Origin of the sequence: Roseibium sediminis (assembly GCF_008711325.1) — a bacterium.
Classification (GTDB): Bacteria; Pseudomonadota; Alphaproteobacteria; order Rhizobiales; family Stappiaceae; genus Roseibium; species Roseibium sediminis.
In genome coordinates this window covers 134,896-152,339 of the sequence record NZ_VXDB01000012.1, presented here as the reverse complement: position 1 = coordinate 152,339, position 17,444 = coordinate 134,896, and the positions used below count along the sequence as shown (strand labels likewise).

The 17,444-nt window shown below is 56.8% G+C and carries 20 protein-coding genes; 13 read left to right on the top strand and 7 right to left on the bottom strand.

Annotated elements, in window-relative coordinates; translation table 11 throughout:
* Positions 1-80: 80 nt before the first annotated feature.
* The gene (locus F0155_RS13805; RefSeq protein WP_150525110.1) at positions 81-761 is read left to right on the top strand and encodes an SDR family oxidoreductase; all 681 of its coding nucleotides are present in this window, start codon (positions 81-83) and stop codon (positions 759-761) included.
* Positions 762-870: 109 nt separating this feature from the next.
* Here F0155_RS13805 and F0155_RS13800 read toward each other — a convergent pair whose 3' ends face one another.
* Positions 871-2,301, bottom strand: coding sequence for a glyceraldehyde-3-phosphate dehydrogenase (locus tag F0155_RS13800; RefSeq protein WP_150525109.1), 1,431 nt, complete (start codon positions 2,299-2,301; stop codon positions 871-873).
* A 354-nt stretch (positions 2,302-2,655) separates the two neighbouring features.
* On the opposite strand from F0155_RS13800, the gene F0155_RS13795 reads away from it, so the two are divergent.
* From F0155_RS13795 to F0155_RS13770, 6 genes are all read left to right on the top strand, one after another.
* Positions 2,656-3,264: a GNAT family N-acetyltransferase gene (locus tag F0155_RS13795; protein ID WP_150525108.1), complete on the top strand. Its 609-nt coding sequence runs from the start codon at positions 2,656-2,658 to the stop codon at positions 3,262-3,264.
* 228 nt (positions 3,265-3,492) lie between these two features.
* Positions 3,493-3,951: a BLUF domain-containing protein gene (locus tag F0155_RS13790; RefSeq protein WP_150525107.1), complete on the top strand. Its 459-nt coding sequence runs from the start codon at positions 3,493-3,495 to the stop codon at positions 3,949-3,951.
* A 101-nt stretch (positions 3,952-4,052) separates the two neighbouring features.
* Positions 4,053-4,928 (top strand): formate dehydrogenase accessory sulfurtransferase FdhD, encoded by an 876-nt coding sequence (fdhD, locus tag F0155_RS13785; protein WP_150525106.1) that lies wholly within the window; start codon positions 4,053-4,055, stop codon positions 4,926-4,928.
* Positions 4,925-5,569, top strand: a complete 645-nt coding sequence (gene mobA, locus F0155_RS13780) for a molybdenum cofactor guanylyltransferase MobA (RefSeq protein ID WP_150525105.1) — start codon at positions 4,925-4,927, stop codon at positions 5,567-5,569. Before fdhD ends, mobA begins: the two co-directional genes overlap by 4 nt.
* Positions 5,566-6,117: a molybdopterin-guanine dinucleotide biosynthesis protein B gene (gene mobB, locus F0155_RS13775; RefSeq protein WP_425299934.1), complete on the top strand. Its 552-nt coding sequence runs from the start codon at positions 5,566-5,568 to the stop codon at positions 6,115-6,117. The genes mobA and mobB overlap by 4 nt, the downstream gene beginning before the upstream one ends.
* The gene (locus F0155_RS13770) at positions 6,114-7,376 is read left to right on the top strand and encodes a molybdopterin molybdotransferase MoeA (protein WP_150525104.1); all 1,263 of its coding nucleotides are present in this window, start codon (positions 6,114-6,116) and stop codon (positions 7,374-7,376) included. Before mobB ends, F0155_RS13770 begins: the two co-directional genes overlap by 4 nt.
* A 64-nt stretch (positions 7,377-7,440) precedes the next feature.
* Here F0155_RS13770 and F0155_RS13765 read toward each other — a convergent pair whose 3' ends face one another.
* Positions 7,441-8,430 (bottom strand): MBL fold metallo-hydrolase, encoded by a 990-nt coding sequence (locus F0155_RS13765; protein ID WP_150525103.1) that lies wholly within the window; start codon positions 8,428-8,430, stop codon positions 7,441-7,443.
* A gap of 152 nt (positions 8,431-8,582) precedes the next feature.
* Between F0155_RS13765 and F0155_RS13760 the strand changes: the two genes are divergently transcribed.
* Positions 8,583-9,506: a LysR family transcriptional regulator gene (locus F0155_RS13760; protein ID WP_150525102.1), complete on the top strand. Its 924-nt coding sequence runs from the start codon at positions 8,583-8,585 to the stop codon at positions 9,504-9,506.
* Between the two features lie 9 nt (positions 9,507-9,515).
* Here the strand turns inward: F0155_RS13760 and F0155_RS13755 are convergent, their stop codons facing one another.
* The gene (locus F0155_RS13755) at positions 9,516-10,163 is read right to left on the bottom strand and encodes a glutathione S-transferase family protein (protein ID WP_150525101.1); all 648 of its coding nucleotides are present in this window, start codon (positions 10,161-10,163) and stop codon (positions 9,516-9,518) included.
* A 392-nt stretch (positions 10,164-10,555) separates the two neighbouring features.
* Here F0155_RS13755 and F0155_RS13750 point away from each other — a divergent pair, with 392 nt between their 5' ends.
* The 3 genes from F0155_RS13750 (at position 10,556) to F0155_RS13740 (ending at position 12,986) form a co-directional block, all read left to right on the top strand.
* Complete coding sequence (locus F0155_RS13750; protein ID WP_150525100.1) at positions 10,556-11,332, top strand: ABC transporter substrate-binding protein; 777 nt, start codon at positions 10,556-10,558, stop codon at positions 11,330-11,332.
* 116 nt (positions 11,333-11,448) lie between these two features.
* Entirely contained in the window at positions 11,449-12,162 is a 714-nt protein-coding gene (locus F0155_RS13745) for an ABC transporter permease (protein WP_150525099.1), read from the top strand.
* Positions 12,159-12,986, top strand: coding sequence for an ABC transporter permease (locus F0155_RS13740; RefSeq protein WP_150525098.1), 828 nt, complete (start codon positions 12,159-12,161; stop codon positions 12,984-12,986). Before F0155_RS13745 ends, F0155_RS13740 begins: the two co-directional genes overlap by 4 nt.
* Before the next feature lie 35 nt (positions 12,987-13,021).
* Here the strand turns inward: F0155_RS13740 and F0155_RS13735 are convergent, their stop codons facing one another.
* Positions 13,022-13,924, bottom strand: coding sequence for a LysR family transcriptional regulator (locus F0155_RS13735; RefSeq protein ID WP_150525097.1), 903 nt, complete (start codon positions 13,922-13,924; stop codon positions 13,022-13,024).
* A 96-nt stretch (positions 13,925-14,020) separates the two neighbouring features.
* On the opposite strand from F0155_RS13735, the gene F0155_RS13730 reads away from it, so the two are divergent.
* Positions 14,021-14,200 carry a hypothetical protein gene (locus F0155_RS13730; RefSeq protein ID WP_150525096.1) on the top strand — a complete coding sequence of 60 codons (180 nt, stop codon included), beginning with the start codon at positions 14,021-14,023 and terminating at the stop codon, positions 14,198-14,200.
* A 67-nt stretch (positions 14,201-14,267) separates the two neighbouring features.
* On the top strand, positions 14,268-15,176 hold the full coding sequence (locus F0155_RS13725) for an NAD(P)-dependent oxidoreductase (protein WP_483251939.1): 909 nt from the start codon (positions 14,268-14,270) through the stop codon (positions 15,174-15,176).
* Between the two features lie 49 nt (positions 15,177-15,225).
* On the opposite strand, the gene F0155_RS13720 is transcribed toward F0155_RS13725, so the two are convergent.
* The 3 genes from F0155_RS13720 to F0155_RS13710 all read right to left on the bottom strand — a co-directional run bounded on the left by F0155_RS13720 (position 15,226) and on the right by F0155_RS13710 (position 17,397).
* Complete coding sequence (locus F0155_RS13720) at positions 15,226-16,122, bottom strand: hypothetical protein (protein WP_150525094.1); 897 nt, start codon at positions 16,120-16,122, stop codon at positions 15,226-15,228.
* 174 nt (positions 16,123-16,296) lie between these two features.
* Complete coding sequence (locus tag F0155_RS13715; protein WP_150525093.1) at positions 16,297-16,803, bottom strand: DUF302 domain-containing protein; 507 nt, start codon at positions 16,801-16,803, stop codon at positions 16,297-16,299.
* 108 nt (positions 16,804-16,911) lie between these two features.
* Complete coding sequence (locus F0155_RS13710) at positions 16,912-17,397, bottom strand: Lrp/AsnC family transcriptional regulator (protein WP_150525092.1); 486 nt, start codon at positions 17,395-17,397, stop codon at positions 16,912-16,914.
* Between the last annotated feature and the right edge of the window lie 47 nt (positions 17,398-17,444).

The window sequence follows — 17,444 nt, the reverse complement described above, 5'->3', positions numbered from 1 at the left end:
CCGTCAATCGCTTGCGCGATTTGACACACATTTCCTGCACTGTCGGCCCGCTTCAATCACCAGAATTTCCGGAACCACTGATGACAACATTGCTTGTAACCGGGGCCAATCGCGGCATTGGACTTGAACTTGCCAAGGCGGCCATAGCAAGGGACTGGACCGTCTACGGCTCCGTTCGAAGCCCGGCGCAGGCTGAAGCCCTCCGCCACGCCTCAAACGGCGTGGCTACCCCGCTGATCTTTGACGTTACCGATCACGCGGCGATTGCATACGCCGCCGCATCTCTCGACCAGCCAATCGACATCCTGATCAACAATTCGGGGATCATCGGCCCTGATCGCCAGTCCACATTGGACATGGACTTTGCAGGCTTTGCCCGAACACTGAAGGTGAACACCCTCGCCCCTCTGGCCGTGGCACAAGCCTTCCTGCCCCTTCTCCGCCGGTCCGCCAATGGCCGCATCCTGACGGTCTCCAGCCAGATGTCATGGATGGGGTATGCGAAGTCAGATCGCATCGCTTACCGAGCCTCAAAAGCCGCCGTGAACAAGGTCATGCAAGGGCTGGCAACCGATCTCGAAGCAGAAGGGATTTCTGTTGGACTTATCGATCCGGGCTGGGTGCGCACGGATATGGGCGGAGATGATGCCGACAACGATCCGGCAGATGTGGCTCGCGGCATTCTTTCCGTCGCCGAAACCCTCACCCTTGCCAGAACGGGCCGCTTCTTCAAGTGGACAGGGGAAGAAAGGGACTTTTAGCTTCAGACAAGGCATTGGCCGGCAAAAGACCGAACGGGCAAAAAAACAGGCCCCAATCCTGCATGGAGAATTGGGGCCTGTTCGATTTGCATGTCTTACATCGGACGCCTTACGGCACAGACGGGTATTTCATCCCGGCAACTTCCTGCATCAGGCGGATCACCTGGGTGCTGTATCCCGCTTCATTGTCATACCAGACGTAAAGGACGAGACGGTTGCCATCGACGATGGTGGCCTGACTGTCGACAACACCGGCATGCGTGGAGCCAACGAGGTCGGAAGAGACCAGCTCCGTTGAGGACGTGTAGTCGATCTGGTCCTGCATCGGCGACTGGATGGAAATCCGCCGCAGGTAATCGTTCATTTCCTCTGCGCTCGTCTCGCGCTTGAGGTTCAGGTTCAAGATGGCCATGGACACGTTGGGGATCGGCACCCGAACTGCGTTGCCGGTCAACTTGCCCTTCATTTCAGGCAAACATTTTGCAACCGCACTGGCAGCACCGGTGCTGGTCAAAACCATGTTCAACGGCGCGGAACGGCCACGGCGATCGCCGCTGTGGTAGTTGTCGATCAGGTTCTGGTCGTTGGTGAAGGCGTGGATGGTTTCCACATGGCCATTCTCGATCCCGAACTCATCATTGATCACCTTGAGGACCGGCGTGATCGCGTTGGTCGTGCAGGAGGCAGCGCTCAGGATGTCGTCTTCCTTGGTGACGTCACCATGGTTCACGCCATAGACGACATTCTTGATGTTGCCCTTCCCCGGCGCGGTCAAAATAACCTTTGCAGCGCCCGGGCATTTCAGGTGCTGACCAAGACCCGCCTCATCGCGCCAGATGCCGGTGTTATCAACCACCAGCGCATTGCGGATGCCATATTTGGTGTAGTCCACCTCGGCGGGCGAGTTGGCATAGATCACCTGAATGTAGTTGCCGTTCGCGATAATCGCGTTCTTCTCTTCATCAATCGTGATGGACCCGCGGAATGCGCCATGGACAGAGTCCCGGCGCAGAAGGCTGGAGCGCTTCTTGAGATCCCCATCCTTGCCGCCGCGCACGACAATGGCACGAAGACGCATCTTGTTACCGGCGCCAACGCGTTCGATCAGCATGCGCGCAAGAAGGCGGCCAATGCGTCCGAAACCGTAGAGGACGACATCCTGCGGCTCTTGCAAGATGGAGGCCTTGCCCGTGTTGATGCTGGCGAGCTGCCCGGCAACAAAGCTTGCAACATCCCCGCCAGTCTCCATGTAGCTGTGGCACAGCTTTCCAAGGTCGACGCGGGATGCAGCCAGATCCATCTCCAGCATGGCCTTGACGATTTCAAGGCTCTTGGAGACATCCAGCTCACGGCCGGTGATCTGCAGGGCGTAACGGTGCGCCTTGATGATCTCGATTGCGGAGTTGTTCAGCAGCCGACGGCCAAAAATCCGGATATTGATGCCATGGTCACGATAAAGACGGCCAACCAGAGGGATCATCTGCTCGGCAGCTGATTGTTGTTCCTTCCAGTTATCGAAATGATTGTCCATAGCCGCCATATCGACCAACTCCCTTGCAGTAATTCCAACACAATGATCCGCAGGTCACCTGCCTGCGGGTGCCGTTTAACTGGTGTGGAAATGCAATGTCCATAACCACTTTGAGTTTAATCGATTAGAAGTCGGGGAACCGGTCCCGATCGGTCAAAATTGCCGATATCACAAGGGTTTTGAGCCGGTAGGGCATGCTCCCGACAAGCGTTACGGCGCGCGTCCAAAGGATTATGAAGGTAGGTAGCAAACGATGACTGCCTCACCCTCTTCAAGATTGATCAAAGCCGCACAAATTCGAATTGGAACGAGCGAAATTGTCACAGTAGTCTGCACTCAACTTATCATTGCAAGGCAAAACCTATGTTCTGGCTTACCCCAATAACGCTGCGTGGAACTCATGTGGTCCTCGAACCCCTGTCACCCGATCATAGCTCTGATCTTCAGATCGCAGTCGCAGATGGCAGATTGCACGAACTTTGGTACACGTCAGTAGCTTCGCCAGAAAACATGGCAGCTGACGTTCAAAGGCGAATTGATCAGGGAGCTGCGGGATTGATCATGCCATTTGCCGCTGTTGATCCAGAGACTGGCAAAGCAGTCGGAATGACGTCCTATTTAAATCTCGATGCCAAAAACAAGCGTTTGGAGATCGGCGCCACCTGGTACCGAAAATCCGTTCAGCGTTCACCGCTGAATACAGAAGTAAAGCTTCTTTTGCTAACCCATGCCTTCGAAGAACTGAACTGCATAGCCGTCGAGTTCCGAACCCACTTCCTGAACCAGCAAAGCCGCCGAGCAATCGAGCGACTGGGGGCAAAACTAGATGGTGTTCTAAGGTGTCATCAGGTGATGGCAAACGGGACCCTCAGGGACACAGCAGTCTACTCGATCATTGCCTGCGAATGGCCCGCCATCAAGGCCGGACTCGATCATAAACTCGAAAAGAGCCCCCCGAAACAGCGGACTTGATCATGCAACTTTAACCAAGACGGAAAGATATCGAGGTCGAAATTTACCTTGCGTGACTTACGATCAAGTGATTCTACATGCGGAGTTCGATTCTATTCTTTCCATGAAGTTGGGGATAACTTTCCGCAGTGCTTTTATCCTTTCCAAATCCTAAACGGGATTAATCAAATGTGAGGAAATGGAGCGCACCATCGAATGCATCGGGACAGAAAGTCCAAGAGGTGCGAGATGGAACTTTATCGTATTTGCTTCCGGTCAAAGATCGAGTGGGCAAACGTTTCACCCGAGCTGCAGAAGGAGCTCGATTATTCCCTGACACGGATCCGCCGCATGAACCGCCGCAAGGGCGTTACCGGCGCACTCCTGATGGGCAACACCCATGTTCTTCATTATCTTGAAGGCCAGCCGGGGCCGGTTCTCGATACGCTCTATTGCGTCATGCAGGATACCCGCGTCGGTGAAATGGAAGCCATCTTCCATGAACCCGCCCCCTCGCGCCTGTTCCCCAACAGCCTGATGCTGTTCAGGGACCTGACCAGCGGCGAAGCTGTTGAGCTGCACCCTGCCCTTCAATTCCAGATCGACCGGCCAACACGCCTCTCTTATGACGAAGGCCTCAATGCCCTTTGCTGCTTCTCAGAGGAAGTCCGCGAAAGCCGTGTCATCAATCGCATGATGCTGGTCTGAAAAGACCCATTTGCAAGTTCCATTGGCCGGCGATCCTTCCCCGGCCTTGCCAACGTGCCTCCCCCTCCCATACTTAAGCGGTTGCCGAACGGGAGTCGCTTTTGTCACACGAATACCTCTTGAAGCCTGATCCGCAGAACGAAACGCTGTCGACCTCGGTGTCCGGCATTGACCACACCGGCAAGCCTGTCGAGACACGCGTCGTGACCGAGAAGGCCCTGACGCTTTACCTGAACTCGCAGGAAGTGGTCACGATGATGACCATCGGCGACCATCCGGACCTTCTCGCAGTCGGCTATCTCAAGAACCAGAACATGCTGAAGCCGGACGATGTAATCACCGGCATCGATTATGACGATGACCTTCAGGTCGTTGTCGTGCGCACCGAGCGCGAGACCAATTACGAGGAAAAGCTCAAGAAGAAAGTGCGCACCTCCGGCTGCGCACAGGGCACGATTTTCGGCGACGTGATGGATAGTTTCGACGCCATTGCCCTGCCGGATGCAAAGCTGAAAACCTCCTGGCTCTACGCCCTGACAAAAGCCATCAACACCACACCATCGCTCTATCTGGAAGCGGGCGCCATCCATGGCTGCGTGCTCTGCCAGCAAGACAAGCCTCTGGTTTATATGGAAGATGTCGGTCGTCACAACGCTGTCGACAAGATCGCAGGCTGGATGACCGTGAACAATATTGTCGCTGACGACAAGATCTTCTACACAACCGGCCGCCTGACGTCAGAGATGGTCATCAAGACGGTCATGATGGGCATTCCCATTCTCGTCTCCCGTTCCGGCTTCACCGCCTGGGGCGTTGAACTGGCGCGCAAGGCCGGGTTGACGCTGATTGGCCGAGCCAGAGGCAAGCGCTTCGTGGCCCTGTCCGGAGCCGAGCGCATCGACTTCGACATGAACCCGGAAGATGTCGAGGAGGAACCCAAAGGCGCGTCCCGCAAGGGCCGGGAGGCCGTGGAATGACAGCTTCGCTTTCACTCGATCAGACACTCGCCTGTGTTCTGGCAGGTGGTCAGTCCCGGCGCATGGGCGGCGGCGACAAGACGCTGATGGACATCGGCGGCAGGCCCATGCTCACCGTCATTCTGGAAAGGCTGGGGAAGCAAATCCCGAATACCATCCTGAATGCCAATGGCGACCCGGCCCGCTTCGACACCTATGGCCTCCCTGTTGTTGCCGATCCTGTTGGTGACTATGCCGGTCCGCTTGCAGGTATCCTCGCGGGGATGACATATGCGAGAAAAGCTTCTCCGGAAATCACTCACGTTCTGTCGATTGCAGGAGACTGCCCGTTCTTTCCGGACAATCTCGTCGCCAAAATGCTGGCCGCCGTACCCGGCGACCGACCGGTGATCGCCCTGGCAAGCTCCTTGGAAAAGCTCCATCCGGTCTTCGGCCTCTGGCCTGTTTCTCTTGCAACGGATCTGAAAAATTGGCTGGAGGCTGGCAAAACCGGCAAGGTTCTGGCATTTGTCGATCAATATGACAGCGTGGAAGTTCCTTTCGAAAATGCAGGCGTCGATGGACTTGATCCCTTTTTCAACGCCAATCGTCCGGACGACCTTGAAACTGCCCGCACAGCCCTGAAGAGTCTGATATCGTGATAAGCCAACCCACTCACAACAATCGCGTTTTTGGGGTAACCGGCTGGAAAAACTCCGGCAAGACCCTGCTCGTCACCAGCCTTGTCGCAGAATTCACCCGGCGCGGTTTCAAGGTCTCGACGGTCAAACACGCACACCATGATTTCGATATCGACAAGCCGGGCGCAGACAGTTACCGGCACCGAGAGGCAGGAGCGTCGGAAGTCGCGCTCGTCTCGGGCCGTCGCTGGGCCTTGATGCACGAACTGCGGGAGGAAGAAGAGCCATCTCTCGACGAAATCCTGAACCGCCTTGCCCCTTGTGATCTGGTACTGATCGAAGGCTACAAGCGCGAAGCACATCCAAAGATCGAAGCCCGCAGACTGCAGGCCCGCAAGTCCGAGCCGCTCGCCCCGAAAGATCCGAACATTCTGGCCATTGCCACAGATCACCCATTATCCGGTGAAACGCTCCCGGTGTTCGACCTCAACGACATCCCTGCCATGGCAGACTTCATCTCCAAAACGGTTGGACTGACGACACTTCTTGAACCAGAGACCACGCAGTGACATCAGCCCCCCTCCTCAACGACTGTTTCCTGCACGACAAGGACCGGCTGCGCCATCACGAAGCGCTGGCAATCTTGAAAGACCGGATGGCTCCGGTTGCAAAGATCGAGACAATCCCCCTGACGGAAGCGGGCGGTCGCATTCTGGCACAGGAAATCATAGCGCCGCGCGATGTGCCGATGGCCGATAATTCCGCGGTCGACGGCTACGCCTTTCGGCATTCAGATCATGAGCCAGCGGGTGGCTTTTTCCGTCTGGAGCAACGCATTTCCGCGGGCCACCCAAGCGAGACCGAAATCGGGCCATGGGCTGCCGCCCGCATCTTTACAGGTGCCCTGATGCCGCCCGGAGCCGATACCGTTGCCATGCAGGAAGACTGCGAGCGGCACGATCAAGATGGCAAGCCCTTCGTGATTGTTCCTCAGGGACTAAAGAAGGGCGCGAACCGGCGCAGGGCTGGCGAAGACCTTGCTGCTGGAACCGTGCTTCTGGAGCCCGGTCAGCGACTGCGCCCGCAGGATCTGGCAGCGATTGCCTCGACTGGCCTCAATCTGGTGTCCGTCTACAAACGCCTTAAAGTCGCCATCCTGTCCAACGGCGATGAAATCCGCCGCCCCGGTACAGAGCTGAAACAGGGCGAAGTATACGATTCCAATCACTTTCTCCTTCGGGGCCTTCTGGAACAGATGGATGTGGAAATCGAGGACCTGGGCGTTCTCAACGACACTCAAGAGCAGATCGCGGCAACCCTCAAGGAGGCCGCTGCCCGCTCCGACATGATCCTGACCACCGGCGGCGCAAGCCGGGGCGAGGAAGATCATATCCTTTCGGCGCTGGACGAGCTCGGCCAACGGCACATGTGGCAGCTGGCGATCAAGCCGGGCCGCCCGATGATGTTCGGCCAGATCGGCTCCTGCGTGTTCCTCGGCCTGCCCGGCAATCCGGTCGCGGCCATGGTCTGCTTCCTGCTCTATGCTCGCCCGGTCCTGTCCCGGCTTGGCGGCGGCCCTTTCAGCGAGGCCCAGCGCTTTCAGATCCCTGCTGATTTCGAGGTCGCAAAGAAAAAGCCGGACCGGCGCGAGTTCTATCGCGGCACGCTTGCAACGGACGAGACCGGCCGGACGGTGGTCCGCAAGTTCGACCGGGATGGTTCGGGCCTCATCACCGGCCTCAGGGAAGCTCATGGCCTGATCGAAATCCCCGAAGAGGCCACATCTGTTGCCCGCGGAAGCCTCGTCGACTTCATTCCGTTTCCCTGAACGCGCCAGACATGAAAAAGGCGACCGGATAGCCCGGTCGCCTCCTATCGCTATCGCTGAAAAATTACAGCGTGTAAGGCCAGTCAGCTGCCACGAAACGATAGCCGACGCCATCACGGGCAACACGGCCAAAGCCCGGGAACGGAATATGCGCCCCGGCAAACAGCACGCGCTCGCTAGCCGCCATGTCGAAGAATTTCTTGCGGGTTTCGATCGCCGCGGCGTTGTCGACGTCAAAGGCAATCGCCCAATCCGGATTGGCAAACTGATACGCTGCTGCGTGAACGATGTCCCCGGAGAGGATCAACGTTTCGCCATTGCTGTCCAGCACGAAGCCGGCATGACCGGGCGTATGACCCGGAAGTGCCATGGCGCGGACACCGGGCAGGATTTCCTGCTTGTCGGCAAAGAGGGACTGACGATCGGCATAGGCATCTGCCGCCTTGCGCGCTCCGAGGAAGAAGCCCTTCACGCCTTCAGGAGCGGCATTGAGATTGGCATCGTCATACCAGAACGCCTTGTCGACTTCCGGCAGAATCAGTTCGGCATTCTTGAAGACCTTTTCGCCATTGCCATCCAGAACACCAAACAGGTGATCAGGATGCATGTGGCTGATCAGGACTGCATCGACCTGGTCTGGCGTGACACCAGCTGCTGCCAAAGGCTCCAGCAGATGACCCATGGTCGGGCCGAGAGCGTTGGACGTGCCTGCATCCACCAGAACCAGCTTGTCGCCGGTATTGACCAGATAGGCGGAAACCGGCGCGCGCAGTTGTTCACCGTCGATCAGCGCCGCATCGCGCAACCGCGCGCCCTCACCTTCCTCGTAGCCCACGATCAGCTCCTTGCTGATATCGAGATAGCCGTCGAGCAACGCAGTAACCTCAATGTCTCCGACCTTCCGCCGCATGGCCCCTGCAAGCGGCTTTCCGGCCTTTGGCGCAGCTGCAGCAGCCGGAGCAATAACGGAGACGCTGCCTGCAGCAGCCACAGCGCCGGCGGCAAGACCTGCCCCCAGGAACGAACGACGGTTTGGGGAAAATGACTTGAACATGAAAATCTCCATTGGTTGCGGTGCGCCGAACCCCGGCCTCCGCTGTTCATTCAAGTGATTAATTCGCAGGGATTTTTGAAGTGCGGCCCACCTTATAAAACTCATAAGAGTTCATTATATGTGACGCCTGTTTTCCTCTTTCAGGACTATCCATGGACAAGCTTTCCGCCCTTATCAGTTTCGTCCGTGCCGTTGATCTCGGCAGTTTTTCGGCTGCGGCAAAGAATCTCGGCATTTCCCAACCGGCGGTCAGCCAGCAGGTGCGCGCGCTGGAAGAAACTCTTGGTATCCGCCTTTTCAACCGCACAACACGCAGTCTCTCCTTGACCGAAGCCGGGTCGCGCTATTACCCGCAGGCCCGCGACATCGTGGATCGGCTGCGTGATGCGGATCTGTCCGTGCAAAGCGAAGAGGCCCAGATGTCCGGCTCGCTTCGCATCGGCCTTCCCATGGGATTTTCCGAAAAGGTGCTCTCCGGCTTTCTGATCGAGTTCAAGAAGGCCCATCCGTGTCTCCTGATCGAGATTTCGGTTTCAGACCGCTTTGCCGATATCCTTGCCGAGCGACTGGATGTTGCCATCCGCATGGGCGAAATCCGCGACGAGCGTCTGATTGTCCGAAAACTCGGCATCTCGCAGCGCTGTCTGGTCGCATCTCCTGCCTATCTTGACCGGGTGGGGAGGCCAAAGGAGCCGTCAGACCTCTCCCGTCTGGACTACCTCCTCTACAAGAACAGCCTGTCAGGTACGAATGTGCCGCTTGTCAGCCCATCGGGAGAGCGCGTCGAGGTTCCGATTACGCCAACAATGATCGTCAATAACTCCGCGATTCTGCGACGGGCCGCCGTGGCAGGGCTCGGCGTCGGGCTCTACAATCACTGGATGGTTCGGCCCTTGCTGGCCGACGGATCACTGGAGATCGTATTGCCCGAGTGGACCTATCCGCACCACCCGGTCCACGCCGTTTACCCGTCCAACCGCTTCATCCCGCTGAAGGTGCGCCGGTTTGTCGACGCACTCAACCAGTTCTTGCGCGACGAAATCGCCCTCACCGAGCCAGATCCGACATCCAGCTGAACCGCCCCCTCACTCGTCGCTTTCAGGAACGTTCCACGGTTCTTCACGGGCAGCCGCCTCCCACTCCTGCCAGGCTTGGGTTGCCTTGACTGCAGCCCCGTACTCGGCAGCCATTGGGTCGCGGGTCAGCTGATAGACATCGAACCGGCTGATGACTGGCGCAAACATCGCATCAGCGATGGTGAAACTGCCGAAAAGGAACGGACCGCCGGACTGGCCAAGGCACTGCCGCCAGATGTTGAGAATGCGGGCAATGTCCTTGCGAACATCCTCGTCGATATCCTTGTGCGCCGGCGTGCGGCGCATGTTCATCGGACAGGCCGCCCGCAAGGCGGCAAACCCGGAATGCATTTCGGCAGAAACGGCCCGCGCCATTGCCCGGTCCTTGGCCTCTGTCGGCCAGAAGCCCTTCTGCGGATAAAGCTCGGCCACATACTCCAAAATGGCGAGGGAATCCCATACCGTCAGATCTCCATGCCGCAGCACCGGCACCTTCATGGAAGGCGAAAAAGTCTGGAACGATGGGTTGCCTCGGCCAAAGTCAAACGGGATGACTTCTTCCGTGAACTCAATCCCCTTTTCCCTCATCGCAATCCAGGGACGGAGCGACCAGGAGGAATAGTTCTTGTTCCCGAGATAAAGATGTAACCCCTGCACAATGTCTCTCCTCTCAACTGCCTGTGGCCCAAACAGTAGCTACAAGCAGAGCTTGCGACAAATTCAATAAAATCATGCGTTTGATGAACCTGCGCGATGAATGTCGCTTGCAACCGTGCTTTGTCCCACCGACCGCTTTTCGCCAACTGCGCGTCGTACAAAGGTTAATATTGCCTGCGTAAAACCATTCCGCCGGAAAGATACAATTAGATCATTTCTTTCAGAGACTTAAATGCGGCAGAAGGAAAAGTTACTTGGGAAAAATGACTAGAAAATGCGTCTTTTTTTCACATTCCTTCTTGAAATCCAGAGCGAAGTGTATGGAATAGCGCCATTGAGCAGATGATGGCCTGCCGTCATTGGCTCCAAATGAGAAAATAGGGGAATAAAGAATGCGTATTCTGCGTATGGCTGCGGCCGCTGCAGTTGTTCTGGCCGGTGTTGGTGGTGCTCAGGCTGCTGACTGGTCCAAGGTTCGGATCGGAACCGAAGGTGCCTACCCTCCGTTCAACTCCCTGACTGCTGATGGCCAGCTGGTCGGCTTCGACATCGATATCGCCAATGCGCTGTGTGAAGAAATGAAGGTCGAGTGCGAATTCGTCACTCAGGACTGGGACGGCATGATCCCGGCTCTGCAGGCTGGCAAGTTCGACGCCGTAATCGCCTCCATGTCCATCACCGAAGAGCGCAAACAGAAGGTGGACTTCACCAACAAGTACTACAACACCCCGCCGGCAATCGGCGTCTCCAAGGACAGCAAGCTGGCCGGTGTTACCAAGGACGACCTGAAGGGCATCCTGCTCGGCGCACAGTCCTCCACCACCCACTCCAACTATGCTGAAGCCCACTTCCCGGATGCAGAGCTGAAGCTCTATCCGACGGCTGACGAGTACAAGCTGGACCTCGAAAACGGTCGTATCGACGCGGTCATCGAGGACGTTGTGGTTCTGTCCGATTGGCTCGCAACCGAAAACGGCGCATGCTGCAAGGTGCTCAGCACCCTCAAGTCTGACCCGGTCATCAACGGCGAAGGCGCTGGCATTGCGATCCGCAAGGGTGAAGACGAGCTGAAGGAAATGTTCAACAAGGCGATCGCAGCGATCCGTGAAAACGGCAAGTACGCTGAAATCAACGCCAAGTACTTCACCTTCGACGTCTATGGCGACTGATCTCTAGATCACTGAACGCTTCAAGAGCGCGGCGTGCGAGTACCCGCCGCGCTCTTTTTGCAAACGGCGACAAATTGCCCTTACGTTAATTAGACGAAGAAAGCCGCGCCGAGACCATGAATGACGTCCTGACGCTTATCTCCTTCGGGCCGGAAGGCTGGGGAGACGAAATCGTCCAAGGTGTTCTGATTACAGTCAGTTTGGCCCTTGCGACCCTGCCATTCGGCCTTGTGCTAGGATTTCTGATCGCGCTTGCAAAGAAGTCCGACGAGCCGTCCCTCCGCAACGCTGCGAATATCTACACCACGATCTTCCGAGGCTTGCCCGAACTCCTCACGCTGTTTCTCGTCTATTACGGCGTACAGATTGGCATTCAGGAAGGTCTGAAGCTTGTTGGTGTGGAAGCCTATATCGAGGTGAACTCGTTCGCTGCTGGCATGGTCGCACTCGCGCTTGTATTTTCGTCTTATGCCTCCGAGGCTTTCCTGTCTGCCTTCCGGGGCATCCCGCAAGGCCAGTATGAAGGCGGATATGCGCTTGGCCTTTCCCACCGCAAGACAATGGGACTGGTGATCCTGCCGCAACTTGTCCGGCTGTCCCTTCCCGCCCTCGGCAACCTTTGGCTCATTCTCCTGAAGGAAACCTCGCTGGTTTCCGTCGTCGGCCTGTCCGATCTTGTGCGCCAGTCAGGTATCGCGGCGCGAGTGACGAAAGAGCCTTTCCTCTTCTTCGGTGTTGCCTGCCTGATTTATCTGGTTCTGGCGATGATTTCTTCCGCAGGCCTATCCCGCGTTGAAGCCTGGTCCAAGCGTGGGGAGGTCAGACGATGATCGCTGCCAATCCTGCCACCGGGAGAGCCGCACCTCCGCCCCCTGCACGCAAATGGACCAACACCCGCATCCTGGGTCATGTGCTCATGACCCTGTGGATTGTGGCTGGCGCCTATCTTCTTTTCTATCTCGTCTCGAACATACAGAGCCCCTTCGTCCTGAAATACTGGACGAAATATGCAGAAGGACTGGTCGTCACAGTCGAGATTGTCGGCCTTTCCTTGCTGATCGGTGTCATCCTGTCCGTCCCGATCGCATTTGCCCGCTCATCCAAACTGAAAGTCATTGCCGCACCGGCATACGCCTATGTCTACTTCTTCCGGGGCACGCCACTGCTGGCACAGACATTCCTGATCTATTACGGCGCGGGCTCCTTCCGTCCGTTCTTTGAGGATATCGGTTTGTGGTGGTTCTTCCGCGATGCCTTCAACTGCGTGGTGTTTGCCTTCGCGCTGAACACCGCCGCCTATCAGGCGGAAATCCTGCGCGGCGCAGTGCAGAATATCGCTCGCGGTCAATGGGAAGGGGCAGCGGCCCTTGGCCTGCCCAAACCGGTGACCTTCTTCAAGGTCATTCTGCCTCAGGCCCTGATGGTCGCCCTGCGTCCTTATGGCAACGAGATCATCCTCATGATCAAGGGATCGGCCATTGCCTCGATCGTGACGATCTATGACGTCATGGGTGAAACACGCCGAGCCTATTCTCGCTCCTACGACTTCCAGGCCTATATCTGGGCAGCTGTTCTGTACCTGATGATCGTGGAAACGCTGCGGCGCATCTGGGACAAGCTGGAAGCGCGCCTGACCCGGCACCTGAAGCGCTAGCCTTTGCTGAAAACGCAAACGACAGACGGCCCGCCCTAACGCGGGCCGTTTGCTGTTTCTACTGACCGAACCTGATTGCGAAGCCAGGAGACAAACGCCTTGACCGCAGGCCGCTGCACGCCCTGCCGGGTGACAATATGATAGCCGGTCGTTTCGCTTGCCCCTTCCTCGAAAAGGACCTTGAGGGTTCCCGCCTCAATCTCCGCCTCGATAAAGGTTCGGGCAGTTGCCGTAATGCCCTCGCCCCGCCGAAGGCCTTCAAGCACCATGTAGCCCGGCAAGTGCGTTACGTTCAGTTTGTTTCTCGGAACGACACCTTGCCATTCCACCCATTGTGACAGCTCGTTGGTGCCGAATTCCTGCAGCCACGGATAACCGAGCAGATCCTCGGGGCCGTGAAACTCCTTGTCACCGACCAGACACGTAGCCGCAACGACTACGAAGTTGGTCGACAACAACATCTCCGCATCCAGTCCCCGCCACTTGCCGTTGCCAAAACGAATAGCGACATCAACCCCGCCGGGCTGCATTTCAACCACTGCGGCAGTCGGGTTCAGCATCAGTTCCAGTTCCGGATGTTCACGGCGAAACTCTGAAATGCGCGGCATCAGCCAGCTGACGGCGAAAGCTGGCGTCATCGTGATGTGGAGCGGGCGTCCTGCTGCGGTTTTGGAAAGCGCCTCCACCGTATCCTGCAGCTGCACGAAAGCCTGACGGACACCTTGCGCCAACAATCGCCCCTCCTCCGTCAGGACAACACCCCGACCTTCGCGGACAACCAGACTGTGCCCCAGGTGATCTTCAAGCGATCGTACCTGCTGGCTCACGGCAACATGCGTGACATTCAGCATGCGCCCCGCCGCAGACAAGCTTCCGGTCTCGGCCACGGCAGCAAAGGCCTTCAAGCTCGTGAGAGGTGGCAGGGTTCCAAAATTCATATGTAATCTCTCCTTACATTTCGAAAATCTTCCTTCCTCGCATTAGACCACGTTTTCAAACATCCTGAAAGCGCCCCAACCAAGACAGGATGTAAGATGATGTTTGATATTTATGGCCGCGCGTTCCTTGAGGCATTTCGCTTTACCCCGTTCACCCGTCACGAAGCCGGCACCGCAGGCCCATGTCTCCCGAGTTGCCCGACCAGCCGCCGGAAAAAGGAGCGCAGACGTTTTGAACGCCTCTGGAAAGGCCCGTTTCATCGCAAGACGGACTGACACATGCCGGAAAATCGGCTAGACCTTGCCACAGGGTTTCAATCACGGGTCCGCCACAGGCGGACCTATGCTTTTGTTGGGAGACAGAACGAGCATGGCTAAAGTCGCGTTTATCGGTCTGGGCGTAATGGGCTACCCCATGGCGGGTCATTTGAAGACAAAGGGTGGCCATGACGTCACCGTCTACAATCGCACCACCGCCAAGGCACAAAAATGGGCCGAGGAATTCGGTGGTTCCTTTGCACAGACGCCAAAGGAAGCTGCAGAAGGCTGCGACTTCGTGTTTTGCTGCGTTGGCAATGACAATGACCTGCGCTCTGTCACGACAGGACCGGACGGAGCCTTTCATGGCCTGAAGCAGGGCGCGATTTTCATCGACAACACCACGGCCTCAGCCGAAGTTGCCCGCGAGCTTTATGCAGCTGCCAGGGAAAAGGGCTGCAGCTTCATCGACGCCCCCGTTTCCGGCGGTCAGGCCGGCGCAGAAAACGGCGTGCTGACGGTCATGTGCGGCGGCGACAAAGAGGCCTTTGATACGGCCAAGCCCGTCATTGACAGCTTTGCAAAATTCTCCGGCCTGATGGGCGAAAGTGGCGCGGGTCAACTGACCAAGATGTGCAACCAGATCTGCATAGCCGGTCTCGTTCAGGGCCTGTCCGAGGCCATTCACTTTGCCAAGAAGGCAGACCTTGATGTACCAGCCGTCATTTCCGCTATTCGTGGCGGCGCAGCCCAGTCCTGGCAGATGGAAAACCGCTGGGAAACCATGGCCAAGGGTGAGTTCGGCTTCGGCTTTGCCGTCGACTGGATGCGCAAGGATCTCGGCATCTGCCTGAAGACCGCCAATGACACCGGTGCCCGACTGCCTGTCACCGCCCTTGTTGACCAGTTCTACGCCGAAGTTCAGGCCATGGGAGGCAATCGCTGGGACACATCCAGCCTGATCGCGCGCCTCGACAACGCGGACAAGAAGTAATTTCTTGCGGGGGCCCGGCGACAAGCCGGTCCGCCGCGCAATCAACTGACTACCTGACGACTTCCCAGTCTTTGATCCTCGGATCAATCACCCCGGCAGCAATCTGCCCCTTTCGCAAATATCCGCTGCTCTCCAGCTTCTGTAGTCCGCGATTGAGGACTTCCAGAAACTCCGCCCCATCCGGGTGATTGCGAGAGACAAAATAGCGGCGTCCGGCCGGGAAGTTCAGCTTTACACCGGGAATTGGCAAGAACCGATTTCCCTCGTCATCAATCGTGAAATGGAAATCCGGCTCCGGGGAGACCGGCTGGAGGATGATGTCTGCTCGCTCAAAGCGGATCATGTCGATGGCACTTTGCCACGAGAATGCCGGAACCACATGGAACCGGTAGGATCGCAGGACCTGCATATCCACCACCCAGCTTTCAGAAGCGGTGTAGCGCAGATTATGAATGGCCTCCTTGTCCCTCAGGGAAAGAATGTCCTGTCGTTCGCTATGGGTGTAGAGCCCCACGTAGAACTCGTCTGCATTGAGGATCGGGACGCTCAGATAGATCCCTTCCGCATAACGAGGGTCACTGTCGAAACCGGCAACGGGATGGGAAATCTCACGACCGGCCTTTACCTCCGCGATTGCCCTTGCGTGGGATGTATCGGCAGTAAAGGGTACATACTCGACCTTGCAATCGCAGCCCCCGTCATGAAGCGCACGTTGAAACGTGATGAACTCGAAGACATGCCGATTAAGATTGGGTCCGGAAAAATCGTTGATCTTCAGAGGGTCGCGGCCATCGAGGAAGCGCTGATAGTGAACGAGATTACCCTCATTGACCGGGAAAACGTAACTCTTGTCCAACGCCTGTGCCGGAGTTTCGCAGAGCGCACCGACGCACAGGATGGCAACACCAAACAGGCTCCTCACAATTGGCAACATCTTCCAAGACATGCGTTTACCCCAAAGACCGGAATGAGTATTCAGACCAAACATAAATAAATCACTGAGGCAGAACCAAACACAGATAAGCAAATATGACACGAACCTCCAATAACGAGGTTCATTTTGGCTATAAAACTCAATTTATTTTCTAGTTAAAAATAACCAGACCCAGAAGCTTCAACATTACTCAGCAACAGCCTCAAGGGCAATTTCTTCAAGAAGATCATTCACCGCTTGGGCAGCTTCTGCGGAAGCACCTGTCAGCGGAAGTGGCCTGTAGCCCACAACGACCTTGCCCGGCTCGTCTGCTGTCTCGTAGGCGAAGATGGAATAGGGACAGTAGGCGATTGCAGAGGCATCGGCCTCCATCACTGCTCTGGAGAGCACCGATGAACAAAAGAGATTGGTCTGGGCATTGAGGAAGACCTTGGTACCAGCTCCAACATCTGCTCCGGTACGGTCGAGCATCTCGCCAACATGGGAGACGTAATCGATCACCAGTCCGCGATTGACGATGGCGGTTTCCAGATTGAATACCACATCCTCGAATTCGCCCGACACGGCATACCCCGTGACGCCCATCATGAGATCGGTCAACCGCTCCTGTGCAGTGGCACTTCCCCCCTGCATCGCCAATGCGACACCAAGGCCAAACCCCAAACGAACATATGCATTTGCGGACATTTTCATGACGCGCCTCCTCTTCCCCTGCAAAACTCTATCAGAGCCGCCGGGAAGCAACAGAAGCACCTTGTCGCATCAAGAAGTTTTGATCAGCCGCACAGGCAAAGACGACAGTTATTCCGGCTTGGGTTTTTCCGCCGGAACATAGCCGAGTGGCAAGGCCGTCGTATTCTTGATCTGCTCCATGGCAAACGTGGTCGAAACGTCCGATATGTCGATCTTGGCAATCAGCTTCTTGTAGAACGCGTCATAGGCCTCGATATCGGGAACGGCGACGCGCAAGAGGTAATCCACCTGCCCCGCCATCCGGTAAAACTCGACAACTTCTGGAAATTCCCGGATCACATCTGCAAACTTGCGCAGCCAGTCCTCGGAATGCTGGTTCGTGATGATCGAGACAAACGCCGTGACCTTGGCATTTACCTTTGCCGGATCCAGAACAGCCACACGCCCGGTGATGACGCCGTCCTCCTCCATCTTCTGGATTCGGCGCCAGCAAGGGGTCGTTGACAGGCCCACGCGGCGGCCGATCTCGGCAACAGGGACCGTGCAATCTTCCTGCAGGATGGACAGGATGCGGCGATCAATACGATCGATCATTTCAGTTTCCAGACTGGTTTGAACAGACCGAGCCGGCATAGGGATGA